Raw genomic sequence first — 26,092 nt, 5'->3', positions numbered from 1 at the left:
ACCATGGCAGAAGCAATAGCAAAAACCCGGCCGCTCAGCGACGGCCCAGACTGGACCTTCGATCTGCTCGAGACCTATCATCGGGAGATCGCCCGTATCGCCGCCGGCTACGGCCTGGATACCTATCCCAACCAGATAGAGATCATCACCGGCGAGCAGATGATGGATGCCTATTCGAGTATCGGCATGCCCATCGGCTATCACCACTGGTCCTATGGCAAGAAATTCATCCAGACCGAGCAAAATTACAAGCGCGGCCAGATGGGACTGGCCTACGAGATCGTGATCAACTCCAACCCCTGCATCGCCTACCTGATGGAAGAAAACACCATGCCGATGCAGGCCCTGGTGATGGCCCACGCCTGCTACGGTCATAACTCCTTCTTCAAGAACAACTACCTGTTCAAGACCTGGACCGATGCCGAGTCCATCATCGACTATTTGTTGTTCGCCAAGAACTACATCAACGAGTGTGAAGAAAAATACGGGGTGGCCGAGGTAGAAGCCGTACTCGACAGCTGCCATGCCCTGATGAATTACGGGGTCGACAGGTACAAACGGCCCCAGAAGTTGTCATTGGCGGAGGAGCGGCGCCGACAGAAAGCCAGGGAAGCCTATCTGCAGACCCAGGTCAATGAGCTGTGGCGGACCCTGCCGCGGATGGACGACGCCAAGCAGGAAAAGAAAAGACGCTATCCGGCCGAGCCGGAAGAGAACATTCTGTACTTTATCGAGAAACACGCCCCCCTGCTCGAACCCTGGCAGCGGGAGATCGTACGCATAGTGCGCAAGATCAGTCAGTATTTCTATCCCCAAAAACAAACCCAGGTGATGAACGAGGGCTGGGCCACCTTCTGGCACTACACCATTACCCAGCACATGTACGACGAAGGGCTGGTGACCGACCGCTTCATGATGGAGGTGCTGCACAGTCACACCAACGTGATATTCCAGCCACCCTACAACAGCCGTTACTATTCCGGCGTCAACCCCTATGCCTTGGGGTTTGCCATGTTCCAGGATCTGCGCCGCATCTGCGAGCGGCCGACCGAAGAGGACAGGGTTTGGTTCCCGGACATCGCCGGCAGCGACTGGGTCAAGACCCTGCATTTCGCCATGGAAAACTTCAAGGATGAGAGCTTTATCAGCCAGTTTCTCTCTCCCAAGGTGATGCGTGATTTCCACTTCTTCGCGGTGGCGGACGACGATACCCGCAACTACCTGGAGATCTCCGCCATCCACGACGAGCTGGGATACCGTCAGCTGCGGCAGACCCTGTCAAACCAGTACAACCTGTCCAACCTGGAACCCAACCTTCAGGTCTACAACGTCGAAGTAAAGGGTGATCGCTCCCTTACCCTGCGCCATGTCCCTCACAACCGTATTCCGCTGGCGGATTCACGCCACGAGGTGCTCAAGCATGTACACCGGCTATGGGGCTTCGATATCGTACTGGAGCAGGAAGAGCCGGACGGCAGTGCCACCATCGTCGGTCGCTGCCCGGAGAAAAACCCGTCCGCCATCTAGAAACAACAACGCCTCCGAACGGAGGCGTTGTGCGTTATCGGTGCTGTACCAGGCTGTCCGGCATATGTTCGCGCATCTCGTGCCACAGCCGGCCCGAGGCCTTGCCATACTCCCTGACCACCTCGGCCACGTCGTCAACCTTGCCCTCGGCCGCAAGACCCGCCAGGGTCCGATAGTAGTCGGCGGCCAGGGCCCGGGCCGCCGGGCGGGAGAAGTAGTAACGCCCTACCCGACAATAGAGTCCTTTGAAGCCATTCAGGATCAACGCATAGATGGGATTACCGGAAGCGAAAGCCAGCTGGTGGTGCAACTCGTAATCGAAACGGGCGAAAGCCTCGCCCTCGTCCGCCAGTTGCTCCAGCGCCCCGACGAGGGCGATGACCCTGTCGGGGTCGTTCTTGACCGCCCCCCGGATAAAGATGCTGCTGATATGGGTGCGGGCGGAAAGAAGCTGCTCGATCAGCTCGGGAACCTTGTCCTCGTCCAGCCGGGCCAGGGTCTCCAGGATGTTCAACCCCGAGGTTTCCCAGAAATTGTTGACCCGGGTCGGCTTGCCGTGTTGTATGGTCAGCCAACCGTCCCGGGCCAGCCGTTGCAGTACCTCGCGCAGGGTGGTACGGGTAACCCCGATCAGTTCGGACAGCTCTCGCTCGGCAGGCAGTATGGATCCCGGCGGAAACCGACTGTTCCAGATAGACTCTATGATATATTCTTCTGCAAAACTGGCTGGGCTTTGTGCCTTTATGACCATGCAACCACTCTGTTAAATTTGTTAAGGCAGGCGAGACTGACAATGATGATAACAGGGCAGACCAGTTTCTCACAAGCGCAACCACCCGGGCCCTTCTGCTGCCCGCACAGCCCGACACCATGAGGACCCTCACTTGTACGCCTTTTCCCGCTCCCGTTTTGCCTGGGCCCTGCTCACCACCGGCGCCAGCCTGCTGCTGCTGACCGCCCTGTTTTTCCAGTATGTACAGGGCTACCATCCCTGTGTCATGTGTGTCTATCAGCGTGCCGCGTTGGTCGGTGTCATCCTCGCCGGACTGCTGGGCTGGTTGGCCCCCCGCCACGGCCTGTTGAGCAACCTCGCCCTGCCGGGCTGGCTGGCGGCGTCCGCCAAGGGGTACCTGCTGGCGGAAGAGCACGTGGGTTACCAGCTCAACCCCTCCCCCTTCAACCAATGCTCCAGCTTCGCCGAATTCCCCGCCTGGGCCTCGCTGGACCGCTGGCTGCCGGCACTGTTCCATCCCACCGGCGATTGCGCCGACGTGGACTGGTCCTGGCTGGGCTGGAGCATGCCCCAGTGGCTGATGGGCATTTTCGCGCTGCTGGCGGGCCTGGCGGCCCTCTTTATTGTCGTACGGCTGGCCGGTGCGTTGAGGCGTGAGGCGTGAGGCGTGAGGCGTGAGGCGTGAGGCGTGAGGCGGCGACTATGTTAGCTACAAACGTCCTCTGTCAATCCCTGAGCTACTATCAGAGACAGCGCCTCACACATCACGATAGCCGGTCAACTGGCCCAGGTAATGATATGATCTTCCCAATCGCCGGCCTGGGATTCGTGCACCACCTTGCCCCGCACCGACTGGCCGGCCTTGTGCATGGCGCTCTTGGAGCCGGTGCGCAACGGATGCCAGGCCGGCAGCGACTTGCCCTCCGCCAGCAGGCGGTAGGCGCAGGTGGAGGGCAGCCAGTAATAGTCGGCCAGCTTGTCCCTCGTGATCTTCAGACAGTCGGGCACCCGGGCGAAGCGGTTGGCGTAGTCGCTGCAGGCGCAGCTGTGAGTATTGAGCAGCTCGCAGGCCACGTTGGTGTGCACCAGCTCATCGGTGTCTTCGTCTATGAGTTTGTTGAGACAGCACTTGCCGCAGCCGTCACACAGGGCTTCCCATTCCTGCTCGCTCATTTCGTCGAGCCGCTTGCTATGCCAGAAATCGGGCTGCATCATCTAGCCTGCCACCTTTGCTTCGAAACGATACTGGCCGTCGAGCTGCATCTCGATTCGGTCATTGGGCTTGAGCTCGGCCACGCCCTTGGGCGTGCCGGTCAGCACCACATCCCCGGGATTGAGGGTGAAGCAGCGGCTCATCTCCGCCAGCAGTTCGCCGATGGACCAGAGCATCATGGCGGTATTGCCGGACTGGCGTTCCTGGCCGTTGATGGCCAGCGAAAACTTGAGGTGCTGCAAATCATCCAGTACTTCGGGCAGGGCGAAGGGGCTGATGGGACAACTGCCGTCGAAGGCCTTGGCCCGCTCCCAGGGGTGGCCCTTGGCCTTGAGTTGCTCCTGCACGTCACGCAAGGTCAGATCCAGGGCCAGTCCGACGCCGGCTACCGCTTCCAGGGCATGGCCCGGCTCGGTGTGGCAGAGCCGACGGCCGATCAGCAAGGCCACCTCCAGCTCATGATGTACCGCCCCCAGTCCCCTCGGCAGCAGCAGCGGCGTATCCAGGCCAACCAGGCTGGTGGACGGTTTGATAAACAACAGCGGTTGCTCCGGCACCGGGTTGTTCAACTCCGCCGCGTGCTCCTTGTAACTGCGGCCCACACAGACCACCTTGCCGACGGCATAAGGCAGGGGGTGCCCCTGTAAATCGAGATGTTGGTACATAAGTGGCTCCTGTTCAGTACGCGCAGCGATTCAGGCCGGGGACTTGCCTTGAGCCGTCAGGTGGGCCTTCAACAGATCCTCCGGCGGCGGCGGCAACTGCAGATAATACCCCTGGGTGCGTAGCGCCAGCCTGACCTTGTCGATATCCGCCTGTCCCAGCCGGGTCTTGGTGGCCAGGTTGACGATCATCGCCAACTGCGGGGTGCCGAAGGTCTCCAGCAAGGCGGCCGGCACGCGCGAAAAGTCGTCGCGCCGCTCGACGAATAGATAGGTCTCTGCCTTTTTCGGGCTTTTATACACTACACACAACATGGAAATTGCTATAATCCGTCGGGTTTATTGCCAGTGAAGGTGGCAAACTATAACATCAGCACGACCAATAACAAAAAGGATTGCATCCTCGGGGGAAAGCCGCAAATGGCGGAGCGTGGCATCGAATTAAAAGGCAGTAGCTTTACCCTGTCGGTAGTCCATATTACCGATAGCGACATTCAGCGGCTAAAACAGCAGTTAGCTGAAAAAATAGCCCAGGCGCCGGAGTTCTTCCGTGCCGCCCCTTTGGTCATCAATATAGAAAAACTCTCGCATACCCCCGACTTCAACGCCCTGGCCGGCGCCATCAAGGAACTGGACCTGGTACCGGTCGGGGTCAGCGGCGTCAAGGACGACGACACCCGGGCCGCGGTGCGGGCCGCTGGCCTCGCGGTGATGACCTCCGGCAAGCTACCGGTACCAGACGCCCCCGCCGCCCTGCTCAACCAGCCGGGCACCAAGGTGCACCGTGGTCCGGTACGCTCCGGTCAGCAGGTCTATGCGCCCAACGGTTCCCTGGTGATCCTGGGGGCGGTCAGCAACGGGGCCGAAGTGATTGCCGATGACAGTATTCACATCTATGGCCCCTTGCGTGGCCGGGCAGTCGCCGGTGCCAAGGGCAACGAGTCGGCCCGTATCTATTGCCAGCAACTGATGGCCGAGCTGATCTCCATCGCCGGCCATTATCAGCTCAGCGACGGCTTGCAAGGTGCCAATTGGGAACAACCCGTCAGCATTTCCCTGGCGGGCGAACAGCTTAAGTTCGACAGACTCTAATTTTACGACTTTTTAGGAAAACACTATGGCACGAATTATCGTCGTCACATCTGGTAAGGGAGGCGTGGGTAAAACCACCTCCAGCGCAGCCATCAGCACCGGACTGGCCAGACTGGGCCATAAAACCGTGGTGATCGATTTCGATATCGGCTTGCGCAACCTGGATCTCATCATGGGCTGCGAACGTCGGGTGGTGTATGACTTTGTCAACGTCATCAATGGCGATGCCAACCTCAACCAGGCCCTGATCCGCGACAAACGCGTGGAGCAACTCTACATTCTGCCGGCGTCCCAGACCCGGGACAAGGACGCCCTGACCCGGGACGGGGTCGAGAAGGTGCTCAACGACCTGGCGGCCATGGATTTCGACTACATCATCTGTGACTCCCCCGCCGGCATCGAAACCGGTGCCCTGATGGCGCTCTATTTCGCCGACGAAGCCATCGTCACCACCAACCCGGAAGTGTCCTCGGTACGAGACTCCGATCGCATCCTGGGCATTCTCTCCTCCAAGTCCCGCCGTGCCGAGAAGGGCATGGAGCCGATCAAGGAACACCTGCTGCTGACCCGCTATTCTCCCGAGCGAGTCAGTCGCGGTGACATGCTGAGCGTGCAGGACGTGCAGGAGATCCTGGCCATCCCGCTGCTGGGCGTGATTCCCGAGTCTCCGGCGGTACTCAAGGCCTCCAACGCCGGTGAGCCGGTGATCCTGGACCAGGAGTCCGATGCCGGCCAGGCCTATGCCGACACCGTGGCCCGCCTGCTGGGCGAAGAACGCTCCTTCCGCTTCCTCGAGGAGGAAAAGAAGGGATTTTTCAGCCGACTTTTTGGGAGTTAAACCATGTCTCTACTGGACTATTTTCGTTCAAGAAAGACCCAGAACAGCGCCAAGATCGCCAAAGAGCGCCTGCAGATCATTGTTGCCCACGAACGTAGCCAGCGGGATACCCCGGATTATCTGCCGCAGATGAAACAGGACATCCTCGACGTGATCCGTAAATATGTGAACATCGATCTCGATCAGATCTCGGTACAACTCGATCAGAAAGGGGAAAACCTGTCGGTTTTGGAGCTGAACATCATGCTGCCCGAGCCGGAAGACAAGGAAAAGGAAAAAGACAAGGCCAGTCTGTAAAAGACAAGGGGCGTCCAGGCGCCCCCTTTTCCAGCTATTGAAGCTGCTCGCCCAGTAGCTCACCGCGCCAGCCCAGCAGCAGTGCCGGGATGACGTCCTCCGTTTCTTCCAGCCGCCATTTCCAGCTCAGGTACTGATGGATCAGCCGTTTGGAAGCAATCAGCTCCGCCGGCAGCCCGGCCTTCTCACCCACCCGCTCGACGATGGCCTTGATGCGTTTGAGCTCACTCTTGTAACCCGGATAATCCACCAGCCGCTTGACCGGCTCGGGCCAGCTTTCGGGGCACCCCAGGGCCTGCTGTACCAGCGCCAGCAGGGTCTCTCCGTGGCGCTTGATCTCCATCGGCTCCAGTCCGAGGCGGTTGAGATCGGACAGGGTTCGGGGTGCCCGCTCCGCCACCCGCACCAGGTGCGCCTCCTTGACCACGAAATTGACCGCCAGATCCCGCCGCTTGGCTTCCAGCAGCCGCCACTGGCAGAGACACTGCAGTATGCCCAGGGCTTGCCGCTCCAGGGTCCAGGCATTCTTGATATCCAGGTAGGCCAGCTCCGGCGGGGTGCTGACGCTGCGCCGCCTCACCGTCCACTCGCATTCCTGCTCGAACCAGGCGCTCAACCCCCGTTGTTCGAGGCGTTCCCACAGCTGTTCGTAGAGGGGATAGAGATAGATGACGTCGTCGGCGGCATAGCGCAGTTGCTCGACGGACAGGGGGCGGGCCAGCCAGTCGGTGCGGGCATGGGCCTTGTCCAGGCTGACGCCCTGCAACTGCTCGACCAGGGCGGCGAAGCCGAGCTGGGTCCCGAGCCCGAGAAAGGCCGCCGCCAGTTGGGTATCATGCACCCGGGCCGGCAGGGCGCCGCTCTGGTGCTGGAACAGCTCCAGATCCTCGCCGCCGGCGTGCAGCAGACAGAGCCGGGCCGGATCGTGCAGCAACCGCCACAAGGGCGACAGATCGGTCACCGCCAACGGGTCGACCAGGGCGGTCTGCCGGCCATCGTGGAGCTGATAGAGGCCGGGCTTGGCGTAAAAGGTGCGGGTCCGGACAAACTCGGTATCCACCGCCAGCACGCTGGCGTCGGTGGCGCAGAAGTCGGCCAGGGTCTGGTTATCGGTGATCACTGTATAGGTCATGGGTGCTCGATTACGGCAAGATAAAGCCCGGGTAGCCCGAGACAGAACCCCAAAAAGGGTGGCTTACTCCCCGGCAGGACATGGAAGAAAGCCATCCCCAGTAAGCAGGCCGCGGGGCGGACGTCCAACACCCCATGCGCGGCTCAGGCTGCTTGTTCCCTCAGTTCCCGGCGCAATATCTTGCCGACATTGGTTTTGGGCAATTCGTCGCGGAATTCTATCACCTTAGGCACCTTATAGGCAGTGAGATGTTGCCGGCAGTGTCTGATGAGCGCTTTTTCGTCCAGCTCGCCTCCCGGCTTTCTCACCACCACCAGTTTGACCATTTCACCGGTTTCCCGATTGGGCACGCCGACCGCCGCCGCCTCCAGCACCGCCTGGTGCAGCATGGCCACGTCCTCCACCTCGTTGGGGAAGACGTTGAAACCCGACACCAGTATCATGTCCTTCTTGCGGTCCACTATTTTCAGGAAGCCCTGCCTGTCCATGGTGGCGATGTCACCGGTGCGCAGCCAGCCGTCGTGGAAGCTGGCGTCGTCGGCGCCGCTCTGGCCCCAGTAACCGCTCATCACCTGAGGTCCCCTCACCTCCATCTCGCCCGGGGTCTGGCTCAGGGTGATGACCTCGCCCGCGTCATCCACCAGCCGCACCTCGGTGGAGCACACCGGCAGGCCAATGGAGCCGTTGTAGCCGTCCATGTCGTAGGGGCAGACGGTCACCAGCGGCGAACACTCGGTCAGGCCATAGCCCTCCAGCAGCTTGCTGCCGGTAATGGTTTGCCACTGCTCCGCCACCACCCGTTGCACCGACATGCCGCCGCCGATGGTCAGCTTCAGGCTGCCGAAGTCGTGGCTCTGGAAGTCCGGATTGTTCACCAGGGCATTGAACAGGGTGTTGACGCCGGTCAGGCAGGTGAAATCGAAGCCCTTCAGCGTCTTGACGAAACCGGGAATATCCCGCGGGTTGGTGATCAACAGGTTGTGGGCGCCCAGTCGCAGGAACAGCAAGCCGTTCACCGTGAGCGCGAACACGTGATAGAGCGGCAGGGCGGTGACCACCCGCTCTTTGCCCTCGTTCAGCACCGGGCCATAGACGCCCAGACACTGCTCCACGTTGGCCAGCATGTTGCGATGGCTGAGCATGGCCCCCTTGGACAGCCCGGTGGTGCCACCGGTGTACTGCAAAAACGCCAGGGTATCACCGGACAGCTCGGGGCGGCGATAGGCCATGCCCCGCCCTTTGGCCATGGCCTCCTGGTAGCCGACATAGGCCGGCAGCCGGTGGTCGGGCACCATCTTCTTGACATGCTTGACCACGAAGTTCAGCAGGGTTCCCTTCATCCATCCCAGGTGATCCCCCATCCGGGTCAGGATCACCCGCTCCACCGCCGTCTGCTTGATGGCCTGGTCCAGGGTGTGGGCGAAATTTTCCACGATAACGATGGCACGGGCCCCGGAATCCCGCAGCTGATGCCCGAGTTCACGCGCGGTATAGAGGGGATTGACGTTGACCACCACCAGACCGGCGCGCAGGGCGCCGAACAGACAGACCGGATACTGCAGCAGGTTGGGCATCATCAGGGCGATGCGCTCGCCGGGTTCAAGCCCCAGCCCCTGCTGCAGATAGGCGGCAAAATCCCGGGACAGGGCATCCAGCTCACGGTAACTGACGGTCTTGCCGAAGTTGGTGTAGGCGGGAAGTTCGGCGAACCGGGCCACGCTCTGCTCGAACATCTCCATCAGCGAGCCGAAGCGATCCGCATCGATCTCGGCGGGCACGTCCGCCGGGTAGCGGCGCAGCCAGTGTTTGTCGGATAAGGGAGCCGGCGCTGTGCCGGACGGGATCTGTTCCATATCAGTCTCCTGCGACAGGGGGATAACTTTAAATCATCCGTTTAAAGCTTTAGCTCTAAAAAGTTACCTTCGCGTCACATTAAACACAACGAAATTTTAACAAGGATGTGATGAAACTAACGTCAGCGGCGACGAAGATGCCAGTGCCGGAGCTGGCGCTGCTGCTTGCGCTTGCGACGCCGGCGATACAACAGCGCCCGATGGTAGGGTCGTTGCGGGAAAATCAGCAGGGATTCTTCCTGCTCCTCCGGCTGCGGTTCTGGTAAGTTTGCCACCCCGGCTCCTGTTAGCGACCGGGCAATTTCTGCCAGGTCACCTTGTCCCTCAGATAGACGGGTCTGGCCTCGGCGGCGCCGACCCCCTCCCCGGCCTGCAGCGCCCGCAGCGCCTGAGGCAGCATGTCCCGCGCTTCGGGGAAAGGCACCGACTCGCATCCTTGCCCGACCCGTCCTGCCAGTTCAGGATAGGTGACAAAACCGCTGCCGGCACCCCGCTCCCAGGACGAGGTCGCGCTTGCCAGGTAGTCGGCCGGAGCCAGCACCTGTTCTTCACCCTCGCCAACCATGACCCCCTGGTGCAGATGAAAGCCCCCGACATAGATCTCCCCCATGCGGGCATCGATGGCGGCCAGCACCCGCTCGCAGCCGCTCGTCCGGTGAGCCCCCTGCGCCAGCGCCTGCAGATTGGACACGCCGAGCAACGGCAAGTCGGCGCCGAAGGCGAGGCCCTGGGCGATCCCTAAAGTAATGCGCACGCCGGTGAAGGAGCCCGGTCCCCGGCCGAAGGCCAGGCCGTCCAGCTGGCCGAGCGAGATCCCGGCGTCGGCCAGCAGTTCGTTCACCATCGGCAGGATCAGATCCGTGTGTCCGCGGGGGGCGACCTGATAGCGGCAGAGCACCTCGCCCTGTTGCCAGAGGGCGGCGGAGCAGGCTTCGGTGGCGGTGTCGATGGCCAGTAGTCGGGTCATGCTGTTGGTCACTCCAAGGTTGATAAAAATTCGGCCACCCGCTCCAGGGAACGGGTACGCGGCATAGCCGGCAGGCTGGCGATAAAGTCGGCGCCGTAGGTCCGGTTGACCAGGCGACCGTCGGTGATCACCAGCACCCCCTTGTCCTGCACGTCGCGGATAAGGCGCCCCACCCCTTGCTTCAGGGTGATGATGGCCTTGGGCAGCTGGACCCGTGCGAAGCCATCTTCGCCTCGCCGCCGGCAATCCTCCAGCCGGGCGCTGAGCAGGGGGTCGTCCGGCGCGCTGAACGGCAGCTTGTCGATTACCACGCACTGCAACGCGTTGCCACGCACGTCTATGCCTTCCCAGAAGCTGCCGGTAGCCACCAGCACCGCCCGACCATCCTGGCCGAACAGCTCCAGCAGCCGCACCTTGTTGTCTTCACCCTGCACCAGCACGGTCCGGTCGAGCCGGGCGCGCAGCACCTCGGCCACTTCATTCATCACCTGGTAGCTGGTGCAGAGAAAGAAACTGCCTCCCGGTACCCGTGCCAGGGTGTCGACCAGGGTATTGGCCAGCACCCGGCCGCGCCCGGGTCCGTTGGTGTCGGGCAGGTAGCGGGGCACACACAGACGGGACTGGCGAGGGTAATCAAAAGGGCTGTCCAATTGCAAGGTGCGGCAGCGTTCGAGCCCGAGATCGGCGCAAAAGTGGGCAAAACTGTCCCCCACCGCCAGGGTGGCGGAGGTAAAGACCCAGCTCACTCCTTCCTTGGCCAACTCGGCGGCAAAGCGATCCGCCACCGACAACGGGGTCTTGTGCAGGCTGACATGCAGCCGGCTGCAGTCGAACCAGTAGGAATAGCCGTTTTCCTCGACCCGGGTCACCGATTCCAGCTGGGTGCGCAGGCCGATCAGCCGCTCGAAGCACTGATCGAGCTGTTCACCCCGCCCCAGGCCCAGCTTGAGCACCTCGTAGCAGAATTCCAGGCTTTCCCGAAGACGCGCCAGCGCCTGGACCACCCCGGGTCGGGCCAACATGGGCCGCAGCTGGCCGCGGCCGGATTCCAGCCCGAAAGCGAGTCGCAGGTCCTGGGCGCTGCGCTCCAGTTGATCCGCCGCTTTCCCCAGTTGCGCCATGTCCCTGGCCTCCACCTTCTGGGCCAGGCGCAGGTCTCGCGCCAGCTCGATAAACTGGCGGCTGGACTGGCTCTGGCCGAAGTACTGGCCGGCGATTTCCGGCAACTGGTGGGCCTCGTCCAGGATATAGGCCTCGGCATCGGGGATCAGTTGGCCGAACCCGGTGTCCCGCACCGCCATGTCGGCGAAGAACAGATGGTGGTTGACCACCACCACCTGGGCCTCCATCGCCCTGGCCCTGGCCTTGACCAGGTGGCAGTCCTGGTAATGGCCGCAGTCTCGCCCCAGGCAATTGTCGTTGGTGCTGGTGATGAGCGGCAGTATCTCGCTGCGTTCGGGCAGGCCCGGAATGTCGCCCACATCGCCGCTGGTGGTCAGCGGGGCGAAGCGCCTGACCTTCTGCAGATCGGCCAGGCCCTCAGGCGAAAGCGCGGGCACGGCGTCGTTCAACAGCGCCAGCCGCTCCAGGCAGAGGTAGTTGGCCCGTCCCTTGAGCAGGGCCACCGGATGGTGATAGTCCATGGCCTCGACCAGGGTCGGCAGATCCCGGTGGAACAGCTGCTCCTGCAGGTTGCGCGAACCGGTGCTGAGCACCACCTTCTTGCCGGTTTTCAGCGCCGGTGCCAGGTAGGCATAGGTCTTGCCGGTGCCGGTACCCGCCTCAACCACCAACGGGACCTTGTCGTCCAGGGCCCGGGCGACCGCCGCCGCCATGGCCACCTGGGCCGCCCTGGGGGTAAAGCCGTCGATGGCCCTGGCCAGGGGACCCTGCTCGGCAAATAGCGTTGAACTGTTCTGATCGTCCACGGGCAAGCTGTATCCGCTGGCAAAAAACCGATGATAGCAAAATAGCGCGGCAACGGGCAGGATCCGGTATCCGCGCGGGCGAGAAGCGACCGGTTCAGGGTTCCCGGCCTTCCCCCCGCTGCCGCCGGCGCCAGGCCGCCGGGGGCAGCCCGAAGGCGCGTTTGAAGGCCCGGCTGAAGGCGGCTTCCGAGTCGTAGCCCGCCTCGAAGGCGATGCGGGACAGGGGCAAGGCGGATTCCGCCAATTGCCGGGCCGCCCCCTGCATCCGCCAGCGGGCCAGGTAGGTCATCGGCGGCTCGCCCAGCAGCGTCCGGAACCGTTCGGCAAAGGCCGAGCGCGACAACCCCGCCTCCCGCGCCAGCAGCGTCGTGGTCCAGCGCTGGCCCGGTCGGCCATGCAGCAGCCCCAGCGCCCGCCCGACCACGGGATCCCGCAAGCCCGCCAACCATCCCTGAGGGAACGGCGGCTGTGCCCGCAGCCAGCCGTTGACCGCCTCGATAAACAGCAGTTCCGCCAGCCGGGCCAGCATGGCCGGGGACTCCAGCCGGCCGCTCGCCAGTTGCCGGGCGGCGAACTGCAGGGAACTCTCGATCCAGTCCCCGGTGGCCGCCTCCGCCACCCTGAGCACCAGCACCCCCGGCAGCAGCGGCAGCAAGGGGTCCCCCGGCCCATCGCAGCCGAGAAAGCCGCAGAGGATCCGGGCCCGGGGCCCCTCCCCCCCGTAGCGGATACAGGGCAGGTCCAAGCCTCCTCCGGCAGGCCGGATCAGGCCGTCGGCATCCACCGCCGGCAACGTCAGATCGCTGCCCAGACGGTGCTCATCGTTATGAGGCAACAGCACCAGATGGCCGCGGCTCAGGCTGACCGCCGCCTGGCCGGCCAGCTGCAGTTGCAGTCGGCCCTCGGTCACGTAGTGATAGGCGATGAGATGGCGGGGAATGGCGGAAAACGGATGGCAATCCTCCGGCCCGACCCGGGCGACGATGCACCAGGGCGCGCTGAATTGCGCATCGAGAAAGAGGCCGCCACTCAGGTGCAGGCCATGCACTATGTCGGAAATGGGATCCATGGACGGCTCCGAAGGGGCGGCGGATCGGGCAAAAGTCCCGGCGCCCCGCGCATTGTTCAGGCAATGCCCCGCGCCTAATCTTAGCACAGGGGAGCCAAAGGCCCGCGCAGGCGGCCCGGGCTCGATTCGGTTCGCTTACCGGGAGTTCAACCATGATGTTCAGCGACCAGCAAGGCAATACCCTCAGCGGCGCCTCGGCGGAGGCCGTCGCCCTGTTCGACCAGGCCGTGACCGCGTTCAATCTCTACCGGGGGGATCCCATCGGCCTGCTCGACCGCGCCCTCGAACTCGCGCCCGAGTTCGCCATGGCCGCCATCATGAAGGCGCATATCCTGGCCGGGGCCACCGAACCGGCGGCCTCGCGCGAGGCCGCCATCCTGGTCCGGCGGCTCGGCGCCATGCGCCTCAACGAACGCGAGGCCTCTCACCTCGTCGCCCTCGGGCTGCTGCTCGAAGGGCGCTGGACGGCGGCGGCACTCGCCCTCGACCGGCACGGCATCGACCACCCCAGGGACATGGTGGCGCTGCAGTGCGGCCACCTGCTGGACTTCTATCGCGCCAACGCCCGGGATCTGCGGGATCGACTGGCCCGCGCCCTGCCCTTCTGGACGCCCGACTTGCCCGGCTATTCCGTCCTGCTCGGCATGCATGCCTTCGGGCTGGAGGAATGCGGTGACTATGGCCGGGCCGAGGAGCAGGGGCGACAGGCCCTGGCGCTGGAACCCCTCGACTGCTGGGCCCACCACGCCGTGGCCCATGTGATGGAGATGCAGGGCCGGCCCGAAGACGGCATCGGCTGGATGCAGAGCCGGGAATCCTGCTGGTCGGGGGAGGACAACTTCTTCAAGGTGCACAACTGGTGGCACAAGGCGCTGTGCCACCTGGAGCTGGGCCAGCCCGACCAGGCCCTGGCGCTCTATGACGGACCGGTGCGCGCAGGGCACAGCGCCGTCGCCCTGGATCTGGTCGATGCCACGGCCCTGTTGTGGCGGCTGCAACTGGCCGGCCTGGAGCCGGGCGAGCGCTGGCGGGAGCTGGCCGAAGCCTGGGAGCAACATGCCGACGGCAGGCTTTATCCCTTCAACGACTGGCATGCGGCCATGGCCTACCTGGGCGCGGGGCAAGAGCAGAAGGTCGCCCGGCTGCTGACCCAGTACCAGACCAACGAGGAGAGCGAGGCGACGACCTGGGCCCGGGAAACCGGCCGTCCGCTGATCGAGGGTTTCGCCGCCTTCCGGCACGGGGACTACCCGCTGGCGGTGGAGTTGCTCTATGGTGCGCGCCACATCGTCAACCGCTTCGGCGGCAGCCACGCCCAGCGGGACATCATCGATCTGACCCTGGCCGAGGCGGCCCTGCGCGGCGGCCTGGACCGGCTGGGCGAGGCGCTGGCCCGGGAGCGCCTGGCGCTCAAGCCCCACAGCGGCATCAACCGCAGCCTGCTGGCGAGAAGCCGCACGGCGGCCTTATCCTGACCCACGAGGGGGCGATGCCCGCCCCGGGAGGCAACGATGAAACACCTTGCCATGGTCGTGCGCGAGGACGCCTACGACAAACTGCTGACGCCCCTCACCTTCGCCTATACCCAGGCGCTGCAGGGGGTGCAGGTGGACATGCTGTTCGTGCTCTGGGCGGTGCGGGTGCTGACCCCGGCGGGAGCAGCGTCGCGGCGCATCGAAGGGGCCCATGCCGCCGACGCCGCCTGGCTGCGCGCCCGGCTGGCGGCGGATGGCGAGCCCACCGAGATCGCCGATTTCCTGCAACTGCTGGCCGACACCGGGCGGGTACGGCTCTACGGCTGCCGTTACGCGGCCCAGACCTTCGAGGTGTCGCCGGCCGAGCTGATGCCGGCGGCCTCGGGTATCGTCGATCCGGGCTGGTTTCTGTCCGAAAAGGCGCAAAAAGCCGATCACTGCCAGTATTTCTGATTTCTGAGCGGCGTCATGGCCGCCCGGGCTAGGGCGGCAGCGGCAGGGCGGTGCCGGGGATCTGGATATACTCGAACCAGCGCCGGGTGGCGGGGCCGGCGCCGAGGCGCTCGAGCGCCAGGGGAAGGTGAAGACCGACGCCGATAAAGGGGTGCCGCCTGGGCCGGTCGAAAAAGTCGCGATCCCGCTCGGCAAAACCACGGCTGCCGTAGCCCGCCTGCAACTCAATCCAGCGCAGTGCCGAGTCCCGGCCGCCCCAGGCATTCAGCGGAAAGGCGAGCAGCCAGCGCGATCCCGAATAATCGGTGAAGATATCCTGGTGCCGGCCCCGGCGCACGGCGGGAGACGGCCAGTACTCCCAGCGGAACTGTATCCGCTCGCGCCAGGACGGGTGGCGCTGGCGCAGATATTCCAGCCCCACCCCGGCCAGATTGACCACCTGATCTTCCCAACTGAAGCCGTGCTCCGGGGAAAAGCCGTCGCCCAGCTCGACCGTGGTGGTCAGCAGCAGGCCGCCCAGGGCGCCCAGCCGGGCCGCCTCGGCATCGTCGTAGCCCCAGCGGCGGTAGAGGGCGGCCGACAGGGCCGTGGCCGCAGTACCGGTATAGGCGTGGCCCAGCTTGTCGGCGCCGCCGTGCTCGGTATCGCGGCCGAACCAGCCCTCGCTTTGGGTGCCGAAGCTGGACTCACCCCAGTCCCACACCGCCACCCCGTAGGCGGTGGCCCCGCCCACTATCGCCAGGTTGAGCGCCCAGGTCTTCTGTTCCCGCGACCAACCTTGCTCCGGCAAGACCGGCACCTCCGCACCGGCCGGCGGCGCCATCAGCAGCAAGACTATCGACAGCACGCTCGGCTTAAACGGAGGCATGGGTCACCTTGAGACCGGAAACACGACATCCCTAAGTGTAGCGAGTCGGGCTCGCGGTGCCGTTTTCGTCGGTCTGTTCGCCACCGCTTTTCCGCACCACTCTGGGCAACCGAGACGATGGGCGCAATTCAATATTCAACGCTACCAGCGCACATTACTGCGGAACAAAATCACCATAAATAACAAAAATATGGAGCATATCTCCAAAACCTTATCCCCGGCGTCCTGTCCCGCCCGCCGCCCGCCGCTTTTCTCCGCCAAGTTTATCCGGATCCGGGGTTGGCAAAGCCCGCCCGGCTTGCTATGGTGAGCCCAGACCATCAGAGAGATTCAGGTTACGCCTTTATATGAACTTCCTGCACAACGCCAAGCACCATCATCATCCCGACTAGTCTTTCAGGATACTTATTCTGGAAGACCTTGCGCTTGGCGGCTTCCAGCAGGACAGAAATACCAGACCCTCGGAAGCTACCCTTCCGGGGGTTTTTCGTTTTACGGCTTTACGGTTTATCACAAGGAACACAGCACATGACATTGGATCAGAATCGCCTTCGCATCGCCCTTCAGAAATCCGGCCGCCTCAGCACCGACTGCCAGCAGTTGCTGAAAGGCTGCGGCGTCAAGCTCAACCTGCGTGAGCAGCGCCTCATCGCCCATGCCGAAAACATGCCCATCGATCTGCTGCGGGTGCGGGACGACGACATTCCCGGCCTGGTGATGGACGGCGTGGTCGATCTCGGCATCGTCGGCGAAAACGTGCTGGAAGAAACCGTGATGGAGCGCCAGGCCACCGGCCAGTCCGCCGAATACAGCGTGCTCAAGCGGCTCGACTTCGGCGGCTGCCGGCTGTCGCTGGCGGTCGCCGAGGAATTCGACTATCAAGGACCCAAGAGCCTGGAAGGCAAGCGCATCGCCACCTCCTACCCCTGGCTGCTGAAGCGCTACATGGACAGCCAGGGCGTCAAGTTCAAGAGCGTGATGCTGAACGGCTCGGTAGAAGTGGCGCCCCGCGCCGGCCTGGCCGACGCCATCTGTGACCTGGTGTCCACCGGCGCCACCCTGGAGGCCAACGGCCTGGTGGAAACCGACGTCATCTATCGCTCCAAGGCGGTGCTGATCCAGAGCGCCAACCCCCTCGCCGCCAACAAGCAAAAGGTCATCGACAAGCTGCTGCCCCGCATCCAGGGCCTGCAGCAGGCACGGGAAAGCAAGTACATCATGCTGCACGCGCCCCAGGACAAGCTGGAGGAGGTGATCGCCCTGATGCCCGGCGCCGAGCGTCCCACCATCATGCAGCTGGCCGGCGAGACCAAGCAGGTGGCCATCCATGTGGTCAGCACCGAGGATCTGTTCTGGGAAACCATGGAAGGCCTCAAGGCCCTGGGCGCCTCTTCCATCCTGGTGCTGCCCATCGAGAAGATGATGGAGTAAACCATGCAGACTTTCGACTGGAACCGACTGAGCAAGCAAGAGCAGGCCGCCGCCCTGCGCCGCCCCGCCCTGGCCCAGGGCGGGCGCGACGCCCAGGTCGCCGCCATCATCAGCCAGGTGCGCGCCGGCGGTGATGCCGCCCTGCGGGAATTGACCCGCACCCTGGACAAGGTGGAGCTCGAGCGCCTGCAGCTGACCGACGAGGAGATCGCGGCCGCCGGCAGCCGGGTGAGCGAGGAGCTGAAAGCCGCCATCGAGCTCGCCATCGACAATATCGGCGCCTTCCACCGGGCCCAGCTCCCCGCCCCCGTGGTGCTGGACACCAAACCGGGAGTGCGCTGCGAGCTGCACTACCAGCCCATCGAAAAGGTCGGCCTCTATGTGCCCGGCGGCAGCGCGCCCCTGGTGTCCACCGTGATGATGCTGGCCATCCCGGCCAAGCTCGCCGGCTGCGAGCGGGTGGTGCTGTGCTCGCCGCCGCCGGTGAACGACGCCATCGTCTATACCGCCCGGCGCTGCGGCGTGGACGCCATCTATACCCTGGGCGGCGCCCAGGCGGTGGCGGCCCTGGCCTACGGTACCGAGACGGTGACCAAGGTGGACAAGATCTTCGGCCCGGGCAACGCCTGGGTGACCGAGGCCAAGGGCCAGGTGTCCGGTGATGTGGACGGGGCCGCCATCGACATGCCCGCCGGCCCCTCCGAGGTGCTGGTGATCGCCGACGAGTCCGCCGACGCCGCCTTTATCGCCTCGGATCTGCTGTCCCAGGCCGAGCACGGCCCCGACTCCCAGGTGATACTGGTCACCCCCAGCCGCGCCCTGGCCGAGCGGGTGGATGCCGCCCTGGCCGAGCAGCTGGCCGCCCTGTCCCGGGCCGACATCGCCCGCCGGGCCCTGGCCGAGAGCCGCACCTTTATCTGCGACGATCTGGCCCAGGCCGCCGCCATCTCCAACGCCTATGCGCCCGAGCACCTCATCGTGCAGACGGAAGACCCGCGCGCCCTGCTGCCCAAGCTCAGGAACGCCGGCTCCATCTTCCTCGGCGCCTGGACTCCGGAGTCGGTGGGCGACTATGCCAGCGGCACCAACCACACCCTGCCCACCTACGGCTATGCCCGCACCTGTTCCAGCCTGGGGCTGGCCGACTACCAGCGTCGCTACACGGTGCAGGAGCTGAGCCCGGCGGGACTGCAAGCCATAGGTCCGGCGGTGGAGCTGCTCGCCGCCACCGAAACCCTGGATGCCCACAAAAACGCGGTCAGCCTGCGGCTGGCCAAACTGGAGAAACAAGCATGAGCCTCACCCAACTGGCCCGCGCCCAGGTTCAGGCGCTCACCCCCTACCAGTCCGCCCGCCGCATCGGCGGCCAGGGCCACATCTGGCTGAACGCCAACGAGGCGGCCGACAGCGGCGACTTCCGCCTGGACTGCTCGCGCCTGAACCGCTACCCCGAGTGCCAGCCGCCCGCGGTGATCAACGGCTATGCCGCCTACGCCGGCGTGGCCCCCGAGCAGGTGCTGGTCAGCCGCGGCGGCGACGAAGGCATTGAACTGCTGATCCGCACCTTCTGCGAGCCGGGCCGTGACAGCATCATCATCTGCACCCCCACCTACGGCATGTACGCCATCAGCGCCGAGACCAACGGCGTGGGCATCATCGACGTGCCGCTGAAGGCCTCCCGCCAGCCCGACTTCGACGGCATCATCGGCCGCCTGGGCGAGGCCAAGCTGGTGTTCCTGTGCTCGCCCAACAACCCGACCGGCGATCTGGTGGAGCAGGACGGCCTCATCCGCCTGCTCGAAGCCGCCCGCGGCCGCGCCCTGGTGGTGGTGGACGAGGCCTATATCGAGTTCTGCCCCGCGCACAGCCAGGCCGGCCTGCTGGCCGACTACCCGGAGCTGGTGCTTATCCGCACCCTGTCCAAGGCCTTCGGCCTGGCCGGCATCCGCTGCGGCTTCACCCTGGCCAACCCGGAGGTGGTGGGCCTGCTGCTGAAGGTGATCGCCCCCTACCCCATCCCCGAGCCGGTGGCCCAGATCGCCGCCCAGGCCCTGAGCGAGGACGGGATCAAACGGATGCGCGCGCGGGTGGCGGAGATCAACCGGCTCAAGGCGGAGCTTGCCGGGCAACTCGCCGGCAACGCCCAGGTCGAGGAAGTATTCGCCCCCAACGGCAACTACCTGCTGGTGCGCTTCACCCCCGGCAGTGCCGTCTTTGCCCGCATGAGCAGGGCGGGTATCATACTGCGTGATTTTTCCAGCAAGCCGGGGCTTGCCGACTGTATTCGTATCACCATCGGCCAAGAGGCCGAAATGGACGCGGTACTGGCCGTACTGCAACAGGAGCAATAAGTGACTAAGGAACGTATTTTATTCATCGACCGCGACGGCACCATGGTGGAAGAGCCGCCGGTCGACAAACAGCTGGACCGGCTCGACAAACTGGCCTTCCTGCCCGGCGTGATCCCGGCCCTGCTCAAGCTGCAGGACGCGGGCTACCGCCTGGTGATGGTCACCAACCAGGACGGCCTGGGCACCGACAGCTTCCCGCAAGCCGACTTCGACGCCCCCCACAACCTGATGATGCAGATCCTGACCTCCCAGGGTGTGCGCTTCGACGACATCCTGATCTGCCCCCACTTCCAGCACGACGACTGCGCCTGCCGCAAGCCGCGCCTGGGACTGGTCAAGGACTACCTGCAAGCCGGCCGCATCGACTTCACCGACTCCTGGGTGATCGGCGATCGCCAGACCGACATGCAGCTGGCCGAGAACATGGGACTAAAGGGCCTGCACTACGGCCATCATGACCTGGACTGGCCCGAGATAGTGGCGCGCCTCTTGAGCCGCGGCCGCACCGCCGAGGTGACCCGCACCACCAAGGAAACCGACATCCGCATCAAGCTGGATCTGGATAGACTCGGTGGCAACAAGATCCACACCGGGCTTGGCTTCTTCGACCACATGCTGGATCAAATCGCCACCCACGGCGGCTTCCACCTGGAAGTGGCGGTCGAGGGCGACCTGCACATCGACGATCACCACACGGTGGAAGACACCGCCCTGGCCCTGGGCGAGGCGCTGCGCAAGGCGCTCGGCAACAAACGCGGCATCGGCCGCTTCGGCTTCGTGCTGCCCATGGACGAGTGCGAGGCCGCCATCACCCTGGACCTGTCCGGCCGCCCCTACCTGGTGTTCGAGGGCGAGTTCCACCGGGACAGCGTGGGCGACATGGCGGTGGAGATGGTGCCCCACTTCTTCCGTAGCTTAAGCGACAGCCTGGCCGCCAATATCCACCTGCGGGTGACCGGTGACAACACCCACCACATGGTGGAAAGCCTGTTCAAGGGCTTCGGCCGGGCCCTGCGCCAGGCCATCCGGGTGGAAGGCGATGATCTGCCGTCGAGCAAGGGGGTACTGTGAAGGTCGTCATTATCGATACCGGCTGCGCCAACCTGTCTTCCGTGCGCTACGCCATCGAGCGCCTGGGCTATCAGGTCGAAGTGAGCAAGGATCCGGAAGTGGTGCTGGGGGCCGACAAGCTGTTCCTGCCCGGCGTGGGCACCGCCCGCGAGGCGATGAAGAACCTGCGCGAGCGCGGCCTGGTGGAGCTCATCAACCGGCTGCACCAGCCGGTGCTGGGCATCTGCCTCGGCATGCAGATGCTGGTCAACCGCTCCGAGGAAGGCGAGGTCGAGTGCCTGGGCAAGATCGACGCCGACTGCACCAAAATGGTAGGCGGCGACGGCATCCGCCTGCCGCACATGGGCTGGAACCAGGTCACTCCCCTGCCCGGCCACCCGCTGTTCAAGGACATTCCCGAAGGCAGCTTCTTTTACTTCGTGCACTCCTACGCGGTGCCGGTGGGCGAATACACCCTGGCCTCCTGCCAGTATGGCCAGGCCTTCAGCGCCGCCATCGGCCAGGAGAACTTCTTCGGCGTGCAATTCCACCCGGAGCGCTCCGGTGCCGCCGGCGCCCAGTTGCTGAAAAACTTTCTGGAGCTGTAAATGATCATTCCCGCCATAGACCTTATCAATGGCAAGGTGGTGCGCCTGTACCAGGGCGACTACCAGCAGAAAACCGAATACACCGCCTCGCCCCAGGAGCGCTTCGACCTCTATGTGGCCGAAGGCGCCAGCCAGCTGCACCTGGTGGATCTGGACGGTGCCAAAAACAGCGACCAGCGCCAGCTTGCCGTGATTAAAAGCCTGATTGAAAACACCGCCGTGCCGGTGCAGATCGGCGGCGGCATCCGCACCGAGCAGGACGTGAAGGACCTGCTCGACATCGGCGCCCAGCGGGTGGTGATCGGCTCCACCGCAGTGAAAAAACCGGAGCTGGTGGCCGGCTGGATCAAGCAGTACGGCCCCGAGCGCATCGTGCTGGCGCTCGACATCAACATCACCCCCGAGGGCGAGAAGAAGATCGCCATCGCCGGCTGGCAGGAAGACAGCGGCATCACCATCGAAGCCCTGCTCGAGCACTACCTGCCCGCGGGCCTGTGCCACGTGCTGTGCACCGACATCTCCAGGGACGGCACCCTGTCCGGCTCCAACGTCGCCCTGTACCGGGAGCTGGCCGCCCGCTACCCCACCATCCTCTGGCAGGCCTCCGGCGGCATCGGCAACATCGATGACATCGAGGCGCTCAAGGGCACCGGCGTGGCCGGGGTGATCCTGGGCCGCTCCCTGCTCGAGGGCAAGTTCACCGTCAAGGAGGCCATTTCATGCTGGCAAGACGCATAATCCCCTGCCTGGACGTCAAGGACGGCCAGGTGGTCAAGGGGGTGAAGTTCCGCAACCACGAAATCATCGGCGACATCGTGCCGCTGGCCGAGCGCTACGCCGCCGAGGGCGCCGACGAGCTGGTGTTCTACGACATCACCGCCTCCAGCCAGGAGCGGGTGGTGGACAAGAGCTGGGTCAGCCGGGTGGCGGAGGTGATCGACATCCCCTTCTGCGTGGCCGGCGGCATCAAGTCCATCGAGGACGCGGCCCGCATCCTCGAATTCGGCGCCGACAAGATCTCCATCAACTCCCCGGCCCTGGCCAATCCCGGGCTCATCACCGAGCTGGCCGATACCTTCGGCGTGCAGTGCATAGTAGTCGGCATCGACTCCTACTATGACGAGGCCACCGGCCAGTATCAGGTACACCAGTTCACCGGCGACGAGAGCCGCACCCAGGTGACCAAGTGGAGCACCTTCGACTGGGTGGAAGAGGTGCAGCAACGCGGCGCGGGCGAGATCGTGCTCAACGTGATGAACCAGGACGGCGTGCGCCAGGGCTACGACATCGAGCAACTGCTGCGGGTGCGCGCCCTGTGCCAGGTGCCGCTGATCGCCTCCGGTGGCGCCGGCGAGATGGTGCACTTTCGCGACGCCTTCCTCGAGGCGGACGTGGACGGCGCCCTGGCCGCGTCGGTGTTCCACAAGGGCATCATCGATATCGGTGAGCTCAAGCAGTATCTGAGAAAGGAAGGAGTGGTGATCCGTGATTGATGCCAAACAACTGGACTGGGACAAGGTCGACGGCATGATGCCGGCCATCGTGCAGGACAGCCGCAGCGGCCGGGTGCTGATGCTCGGCTACATGAACCGGGAGGCGCTGGAAAAAACCCTGGCCACCAAGGAAGTCACCTTCTTCAGCCGCACCAAGAACCGGCTGTGGACCAAGGGCGAAACCTCCGGCCACGTGCTGCAGCTGCGCGACCTCAGCACCGACTGCGATCAGGACACCCTGCTGGCGCTGGTGGAGCCCATCGGCCCCACCTGCCACCTGGGCAATGTGTCCTGCTTCAACGACCAGCAAGTGCCGTCACTGGCCTTCCTCGCCGAGCTGGAGCAGGTGCTGGCCAGCCGCAAGGGCGCGGATCCGGCCACCAGCTACACCGCCAGCCTCTACGCCAAGGGCACCAAGCGCATCGCCCAGAAGGTGGGTGAGGAAGGAGTGGAAACGGCGCTGGCCGCCACCGTGCACGACCACGAAGAGCTGGTCAGCGAGTCCGCCGACCTGCTCTACCACCTCACCGTGCTGCTGCAGCAGGAAGGGTTGCAACTGACCGACGTGGTCAACAAGCTGAAAGCGCGGCACAAGTAAGCCCTCCCCTAAAAGGGGTCGGAGTTTTTTAATTGACTCCGACCCCTTTTTCTTTTGATTTCGCCCATGCGCACATTATGTAAAATAGGCAACCCCGTTGCCCCATCCTGCCGGCCTGGCGCACCACCCGGTCCTGCTGCTTGCGCCGCGCCGTCTCGCCTGCTAGATTCAAAAGCACCCAAAGTATGTTGGCATAAATTATGTTCACCCTCGCCGCCCGCCTGCGCCACGCCTTCGCCGAGCTGGAAAGCACCACCAGCGCCCTCTGCCAGTTCCTGGCCGGGGCCAGCCCCTTCGCCCGCTGCTATGCCCTGCCGCCCGTGCCGCTTGGCCAGGAGCACGAGCCGGTGGCGCGGATCCCCGTCAGCCCATTGCAAGACGAGGACGCCCTGCACGCCGCCCTGGCGGCCTATCGCCGGTGGCACCTGCAACCGGACTGCTCGGCCAAAGCAAGCTTCCGTCTGCCCGGCCTGCTGCTGCTGCCCGCCGCCCTCGGGGACGATGTCGCCGCCCTGGTGGACGAGGTCAACCGACTCAAGCTGGCGTTCCGGGCGCTGGTGCAGGAAACCGAGGGCCGCGACAAGAAGTTCGCCCTGGTGCACGACACCCTGCCCGGCCTCATCACCCTGCAGGTCTACCGCCAGCTGGTGCTGCTGCCCCGCCCCGCCTCCCGGCTGGGCTTTACCTGGGCCAACAAGCAGATCATCCAGAAGCTGGACAAGGACCAGCTGGTGCGCCAGCTCACCGAGTCCCGGCTCAAACCTCCGCCCCTGGTCGATGCCCAGACCTGGCTGCAATGCGTGGACCGGGAAATCTACGACGTCAAGCGGCTGCCGCCGGGGGTGGAGCTGCGCCTGCGCCGGCCGGTCAAGACCCACCCCATGGTCAATGTGCGCTGGCAGGAGGAGATCCGCCCCCGCCAGCAGCAGGTCAAGGCCCACCTGCCGCTTATCCTGTGCCAGGACGAGCCGCCGGCGCTGACCCCGCTTGCGGACTATCCGCCGGCTACTCCCCGCAAACGCCGGGAAGCCCGCATCAAGGACGAGCCGCTCATTCCCCGGCTGCATATCTACCCCTACCGGCCCTAATACGGACATCTTTTGCATGATAATGCTTATCATGTTTAAATTGGTTGCACTTGTTACCTCTGGATGTTCCTCATGGGTCTGCCCCTTTCCCTGCTGCTGTTGCTGGCGAGCCTCGCCGGCCTGACGCCGCTGGCCATCGACATGTACCTGCCGAGCCTGCCCACCATCGCCCGGGATCTGGGCGTACCGGTGGCCCAGGCCCAGCTCACCATCAGCGTCTTCCTCGCCGGCTTCGCCCTCGGCCAGCTGCTCTACGGCCCCCTGGCCGACAGCGTGGGCCGCAAGCCGGTGATGCTCGGCGGCCTCGCGCTCTTTACCCTGGCGAGCATCGGCTGCGCCCTGGCCGACAGCATAGAGGCACTGATGGCCTTCCGCCTGCTGCAGGCCATCGGTGGCGCCGCCGGATCCGTGGTGCTCAACGCCCTGCTGCGCGACATGTTCGAACGAGACATGTTCGCCCGGGTGATGTCCATGGTGATACTGGTGATGACGCTGGCCCCCCTGCTCGCCCCCATCGTCGGCGGCTACCTGCTGCTGGTGGCCCACTGGCACGGCATCTTCGTGCTGCTGGCGGCCATCGGCGCCCTGGTCGCCGTCACCCTGGCATTCAAGATCCCGGAAACCCTCAAGCCCGAGCTGCGCCAACCGTTCCGGCTACTGCCCATACTGCGCAACTACGGCAAGGTGCTGAGCCACCGGGCGGCCCTGGGCTACATCCTGTGCGGCGCCCTGACCACCGCCTCCATGTTCGCCTTTATCTCCGGCTCGCCGCTGGTGTACATCGAACTGTTCGGGGTCCCGGCCCAGCACTACGGCCTGCTGTTCGGCCTGAATATCCTGCTGATGATGGTGCTCACCTTCGGCAACAGCCGGCTGGTGAAACGCCTCGGCAGCGATCGCCTGCTCAAGGTCGGCCTCACGGTGGCGGCCCTTGCCGCCCTCGCGCTGATATTCAATGCCGCCACCGGCACGGGTGGCCTCTGGGGCATAGTACTGCCGATCATGGTGCTGATCGCCCAGATCAGCCTGATCGGCGCCAACGCCATGGCCGGCCTGCTCAGCCATTTTCCGGAAACCGCCGGCACCGCCTCGGCCCTGGCCGGCACCACCCGTTTCGGCCTGGGGGCGGTGGCGGCCTTCGCGGTCAATGCCAGCCACCTGCTGTCGGCCCTGCCCATGGCATTGGTGATGAGCCTGTGCACCTGGCTGGCCCTGTCCAGCTACTGGCTGCTGGTGCATCCGGCGCTGAAGGCCCGGGCATAAATTCCCCGGTGAAAGCCGTTTTTTAATGGGGACGCAAATGTTATAACTAGGGGCTGTCGCAGCCCGCGACCCGGACCATATTTATCATTACAAGGAATCAACA

The 26,092-nt window shown here is 64.4% G+C and carries 28 protein-coding genes and 1 other annotated feature; of the genes, 17 read left to right on the top strand and 11 right to left on the bottom strand.

All coding sequences use genetic code 11. The features are described from left to right. The first annotated feature begins 3 nt into the window (after positions 1-3). Positions 4-1,527, top strand: coding sequence for a SpoVR family protein (locus ACT7DK_RS09495; protein ID WP_445398537.1), 1,524 nt, complete (start codon positions 4-6; stop codon positions 1,525-1,527). Positions 1,528-1,561: 34 nt separating this feature from the next. On the opposite strand, the gene fadR is transcribed toward ACT7DK_RS09495, so the two are convergent. Beyond that, positions 1,562-2,278, bottom strand: a complete 717-nt coding sequence (gene fadR / locus ACT7DK_RS09490) for a fatty acid metabolism transcriptional regulator FadR (RefSeq protein WP_445398535.1) — start codon at positions 2,276-2,278, stop codon at positions 1,562-1,564. Positions 2,279-2,411: 133 nt separating this feature from the next. Between fadR and dsbB the strand changes: the two genes are divergently transcribed. After that, positions 2,412-2,924 carry a disulfide bond formation protein DsbB gene (gene dsbB / locus ACT7DK_RS09485; RefSeq protein WP_445398533.1) on the top strand — a complete coding sequence of 171 codons (513 nt, stop codon included), beginning with the start codon at positions 2,412-2,414 and terminating at the stop codon, positions 2,922-2,924. 113 nt (positions 2,925-3,037) lie between these two features. Here dsbB and ACT7DK_RS09480 read toward each other — a convergent pair whose 3' ends face one another. From ACT7DK_RS09480 to ACT7DK_RS09470, 3 genes are read right to left on the bottom strand one after another with little or no spacing between them, the layout of a single operon-like run. After that, entirely contained in the window at positions 3,038-3,472 is a 435-nt protein-coding gene (locus ACT7DK_RS09480; protein ID WP_445402316.1) for a YcgN family cysteine cluster protein, read from the bottom strand. A gap of 3 nt (positions 3,473-3,475) precedes the next feature. Next, positions 3,476-4,138, bottom strand: a complete 663-nt coding sequence (locus tag ACT7DK_RS09475; RefSeq protein ID WP_445398531.1) for a fumarylacetoacetate hydrolase family protein — start codon at positions 4,136-4,138, stop codon at positions 3,476-3,478. Between the two features lie 30 nt (positions 4,139-4,168). Further along, entirely contained in the window at positions 4,169-4,450 is a 282-nt protein-coding gene (locus ACT7DK_RS09470) for a YcgL domain-containing protein (RefSeq protein ID WP_445398529.1), read from the bottom strand. Between the two features lie 105 nt (positions 4,451-4,555). Here ACT7DK_RS09470 and minC point away from each other — a divergent pair, with 105 nt between their 5' ends. Genes minC through minE form a run of 3 tightly spaced genes read left to right on the top strand, consistent with a single transcriptional unit; the run spans position 4,556 to position 6,362 of the window. Next, the gene (minC, locus tag ACT7DK_RS09465) at positions 4,556-5,227 is read left to right on the top strand and encodes a septum site-determining protein MinC (protein ID WP_445398527.1); all 672 of its coding nucleotides are present in this window, start codon (positions 4,556-4,558) and stop codon (positions 5,225-5,227) included. 25 nt (positions 5,228-5,252) lie between these two features. Beyond that, the gene (gene minD / locus ACT7DK_RS09460) at positions 5,253-6,065 is read left to right on the top strand and encodes a septum site-determining protein MinD (protein WP_445398525.1); all 813 of its coding nucleotides are present in this window, start codon (positions 5,253-5,255) and stop codon (positions 6,063-6,065) included. A 3-nt stretch (positions 6,066-6,068) separates the two neighbouring features. Next, on the top strand, positions 6,069-6,362 hold the full coding sequence (minE, locus tag ACT7DK_RS09455; RefSeq protein ID WP_445398523.1) for a cell division topological specificity factor MinE: 294 nt from the start codon (positions 6,069-6,071) through the stop codon (positions 6,360-6,362). Positions 6,363-6,396: 34 nt separating this feature from the next. On the opposite strand, the gene rnd is transcribed toward minE, so the two are convergent. The 6 genes from rnd to ACT7DK_RS09425 all read right to left on the bottom strand — a co-directional run bounded on the left by rnd (position 6,397) and on the right by ACT7DK_RS09425 (position 13,311). Continuing rightward, the gene (rnd, locus tag ACT7DK_RS09450) at positions 6,397-7,494 is read right to left on the bottom strand and encodes a ribonuclease D (RefSeq protein WP_445398521.1); all 1,098 of its coding nucleotides are present in this window, start codon (positions 7,492-7,494) and stop codon (positions 6,397-6,399) included. A gap of 143 nt (positions 7,495-7,637) precedes the next feature. Next, complete coding sequence (fadD, locus tag ACT7DK_RS09445; RefSeq protein ID WP_445398519.1) at positions 7,638-9,347, bottom strand: long-chain-fatty-acid--CoA ligase FadD; 1,710 nt, start codon at positions 9,345-9,347, stop codon at positions 7,638-7,640. 122 nt (positions 9,348-9,469) lie between these two features. Then, a complete protein-coding gene (locus ACT7DK_RS09440) occupies positions 9,470-9,622 on the bottom strand; it encodes a hypothetical protein (RefSeq protein WP_445398518.1) in 153 nt (50 codons plus the stop codon). 11 nt (positions 9,623-9,633) lie between these two features. Beyond that, on the bottom strand, positions 9,634-10,314 hold the full coding sequence (gene tsaB / locus ACT7DK_RS09435) for a tRNA (adenosine(37)-N6)-threonylcarbamoyltransferase complex dimerization subunit type 1 TsaB (RefSeq protein ID WP_445398516.1): 681 nt from the start codon (positions 10,312-10,314) through the stop codon (positions 9,634-9,636). Between the two features lie 8 nt (positions 10,315-10,322). Further along, positions 10,323-12,242, bottom strand: coding sequence for an ATP-dependent DNA helicase (locus ACT7DK_RS09430; protein WP_445398515.1), 1,920 nt, complete (start codon positions 12,240-12,242; stop codon positions 10,323-10,325). Positions 12,243-12,336: 94 nt separating this feature from the next. Continuing rightward, positions 12,337-13,311 (bottom strand): AraC family transcriptional regulator, encoded by a 975-nt coding sequence (locus ACT7DK_RS09425; RefSeq protein ID WP_445398514.1) that lies wholly within the window; start codon positions 13,309-13,311, stop codon positions 12,337-12,339. Positions 13,312-13,463: 152 nt separating this feature from the next. Here ACT7DK_RS09425 and ACT7DK_RS09420 point away from each other — a divergent pair, with 152 nt between their 5' ends. Then, a complete protein-coding gene (locus ACT7DK_RS09420; protein WP_445398513.1) occupies positions 13,464-14,786 on the top strand; it encodes a tetratricopeptide repeat protein in 1,323 nt (440 codons plus the stop codon). A gap of 36 nt (positions 14,787-14,822) precedes the next feature. After that, positions 14,823-15,239 (top strand): hypothetical protein, encoded by a 417-nt coding sequence (locus tag ACT7DK_RS09415; RefSeq protein ID WP_445398512.1) that lies wholly within the window; start codon positions 14,823-14,825, stop codon positions 15,237-15,239. Positions 15,240-15,267: 28 nt separating this feature from the next. Here the strand turns inward: ACT7DK_RS09415 and ACT7DK_RS09410 are convergent, their stop codons facing one another. Continuing rightward, positions 15,268-16,107 (bottom strand): DUF2279 domain-containing protein, encoded by an 840-nt coding sequence (locus tag ACT7DK_RS09410; protein WP_445398510.1) that lies wholly within the window; start codon positions 16,105-16,107, stop codon positions 15,268-15,270. Between the two features lie 367 nt (positions 16,108-16,474). Continuing rightward, positions 16,475-16,599 (top strand) — a sequence feature (His leader region). A gap of 42 nt (positions 16,600-16,641) precedes the next feature. Here ACT7DK_RS09410 and hisG point away from each other — a divergent pair. The 10 genes from hisG to ACT7DK_RS09360 all read left to right on the top strand — a co-directional run bounded on the left by hisG (position 16,642) and on the right by ACT7DK_RS09360 (position 25,989). Further along, complete coding sequence (gene hisG, locus ACT7DK_RS09405; RefSeq protein ID WP_094038234.1) at positions 16,642-17,538, top strand: ATP phosphoribosyltransferase; 897 nt, start codon at positions 16,642-16,644, stop codon at positions 17,536-17,538. A gap of 3 nt (positions 17,539-17,541) precedes the next feature. Then, positions 17,542-18,834: a histidinol dehydrogenase gene (hisD, locus tag ACT7DK_RS09400; protein WP_445398508.1), complete on the top strand. Its 1,293-nt coding sequence runs from the start codon at positions 17,542-17,544 to the stop codon at positions 18,832-18,834. Beyond that, positions 18,831-19,889 carry a histidinol-phosphate transaminase gene (hisC, locus tag ACT7DK_RS09395; protein ID WP_445398507.1) on the top strand — a complete coding sequence of 353 codons (1,059 nt, stop codon included), beginning with the start codon at positions 18,831-18,833 and terminating at the stop codon, positions 19,887-19,889. Before hisD ends, hisC begins: the two co-directional genes overlap by 4 nt. Beyond that, positions 19,890-20,960 carry a bifunctional histidinol-phosphatase/imidazoleglycerol-phosphate dehydratase HisB gene (hisB, locus tag ACT7DK_RS09390; protein ID WP_445398505.1) on the top strand — a complete coding sequence of 357 codons (1,071 nt, stop codon included), beginning with the start codon at positions 19,890-19,892 and terminating at the stop codon, positions 20,958-20,960. It abuts the gene before it with no gap. Then, a complete protein-coding gene (hisH, locus tag ACT7DK_RS09385; protein ID WP_445398503.1) occupies positions 20,957-21,547 on the top strand; it encodes an imidazole glycerol phosphate synthase subunit HisH in 591 nt (196 codons plus the stop codon). Before hisB ends, hisH begins: the two co-directional genes overlap by 4 nt. Next, positions 21,548-22,285, top strand: coding sequence for a 1-(5-phosphoribosyl)-5-[(5-phosphoribosylamino)methylideneamino]imidazole-4-carboxamide isomerase (gene hisA / locus ACT7DK_RS09380; protein ID WP_445398501.1), 738 nt, complete (start codon positions 21,548-21,550; stop codon positions 22,283-22,285). Next, complete coding sequence (hisF, locus tag ACT7DK_RS09375; RefSeq protein ID WP_445398499.1) at positions 22,267-23,040, top strand: imidazole glycerol phosphate synthase subunit HisF; 774 nt, start codon at positions 22,267-22,269, stop codon at positions 23,038-23,040. Before hisA ends, hisF begins: the two co-directional genes overlap by 19 nt. Continuing rightward, positions 23,033-23,638, top strand: a complete 606-nt coding sequence (hisIE, locus tag ACT7DK_RS09370; protein ID WP_445398497.1) for a bifunctional phosphoribosyl-AMP cyclohydrolase/phosphoribosyl-ATP diphosphatase HisIE — start codon at positions 23,033-23,035, stop codon at positions 23,636-23,638. Before hisF ends, hisIE begins: the two co-directional genes overlap by 8 nt. Before the next feature lie 200 nt (positions 23,639-23,838). Further along, positions 23,839-24,726 (top strand): DNA replication terminus site-binding protein, encoded by an 888-nt coding sequence (locus ACT7DK_RS09365; protein WP_445398495.1) that lies wholly within the window; start codon positions 23,839-23,841, stop codon positions 24,724-24,726. Positions 24,727-24,798: 72 nt separating this feature from the next. Then, complete coding sequence (locus tag ACT7DK_RS09360; RefSeq protein WP_445398493.1) at positions 24,799-25,989, top strand: Bcr/CflA family multidrug efflux MFS transporter; 1,191 nt, start codon at positions 24,799-24,801, stop codon at positions 25,987-25,989. Positions 25,990-26,092 lie beyond the last annotated feature (103 nt).

The organism is Zobellella sp. An-6 (genome assembly GCF_052487945.1).
This window is presented reverse-complemented; position numbering and strand designations above follow the sequence as displayed.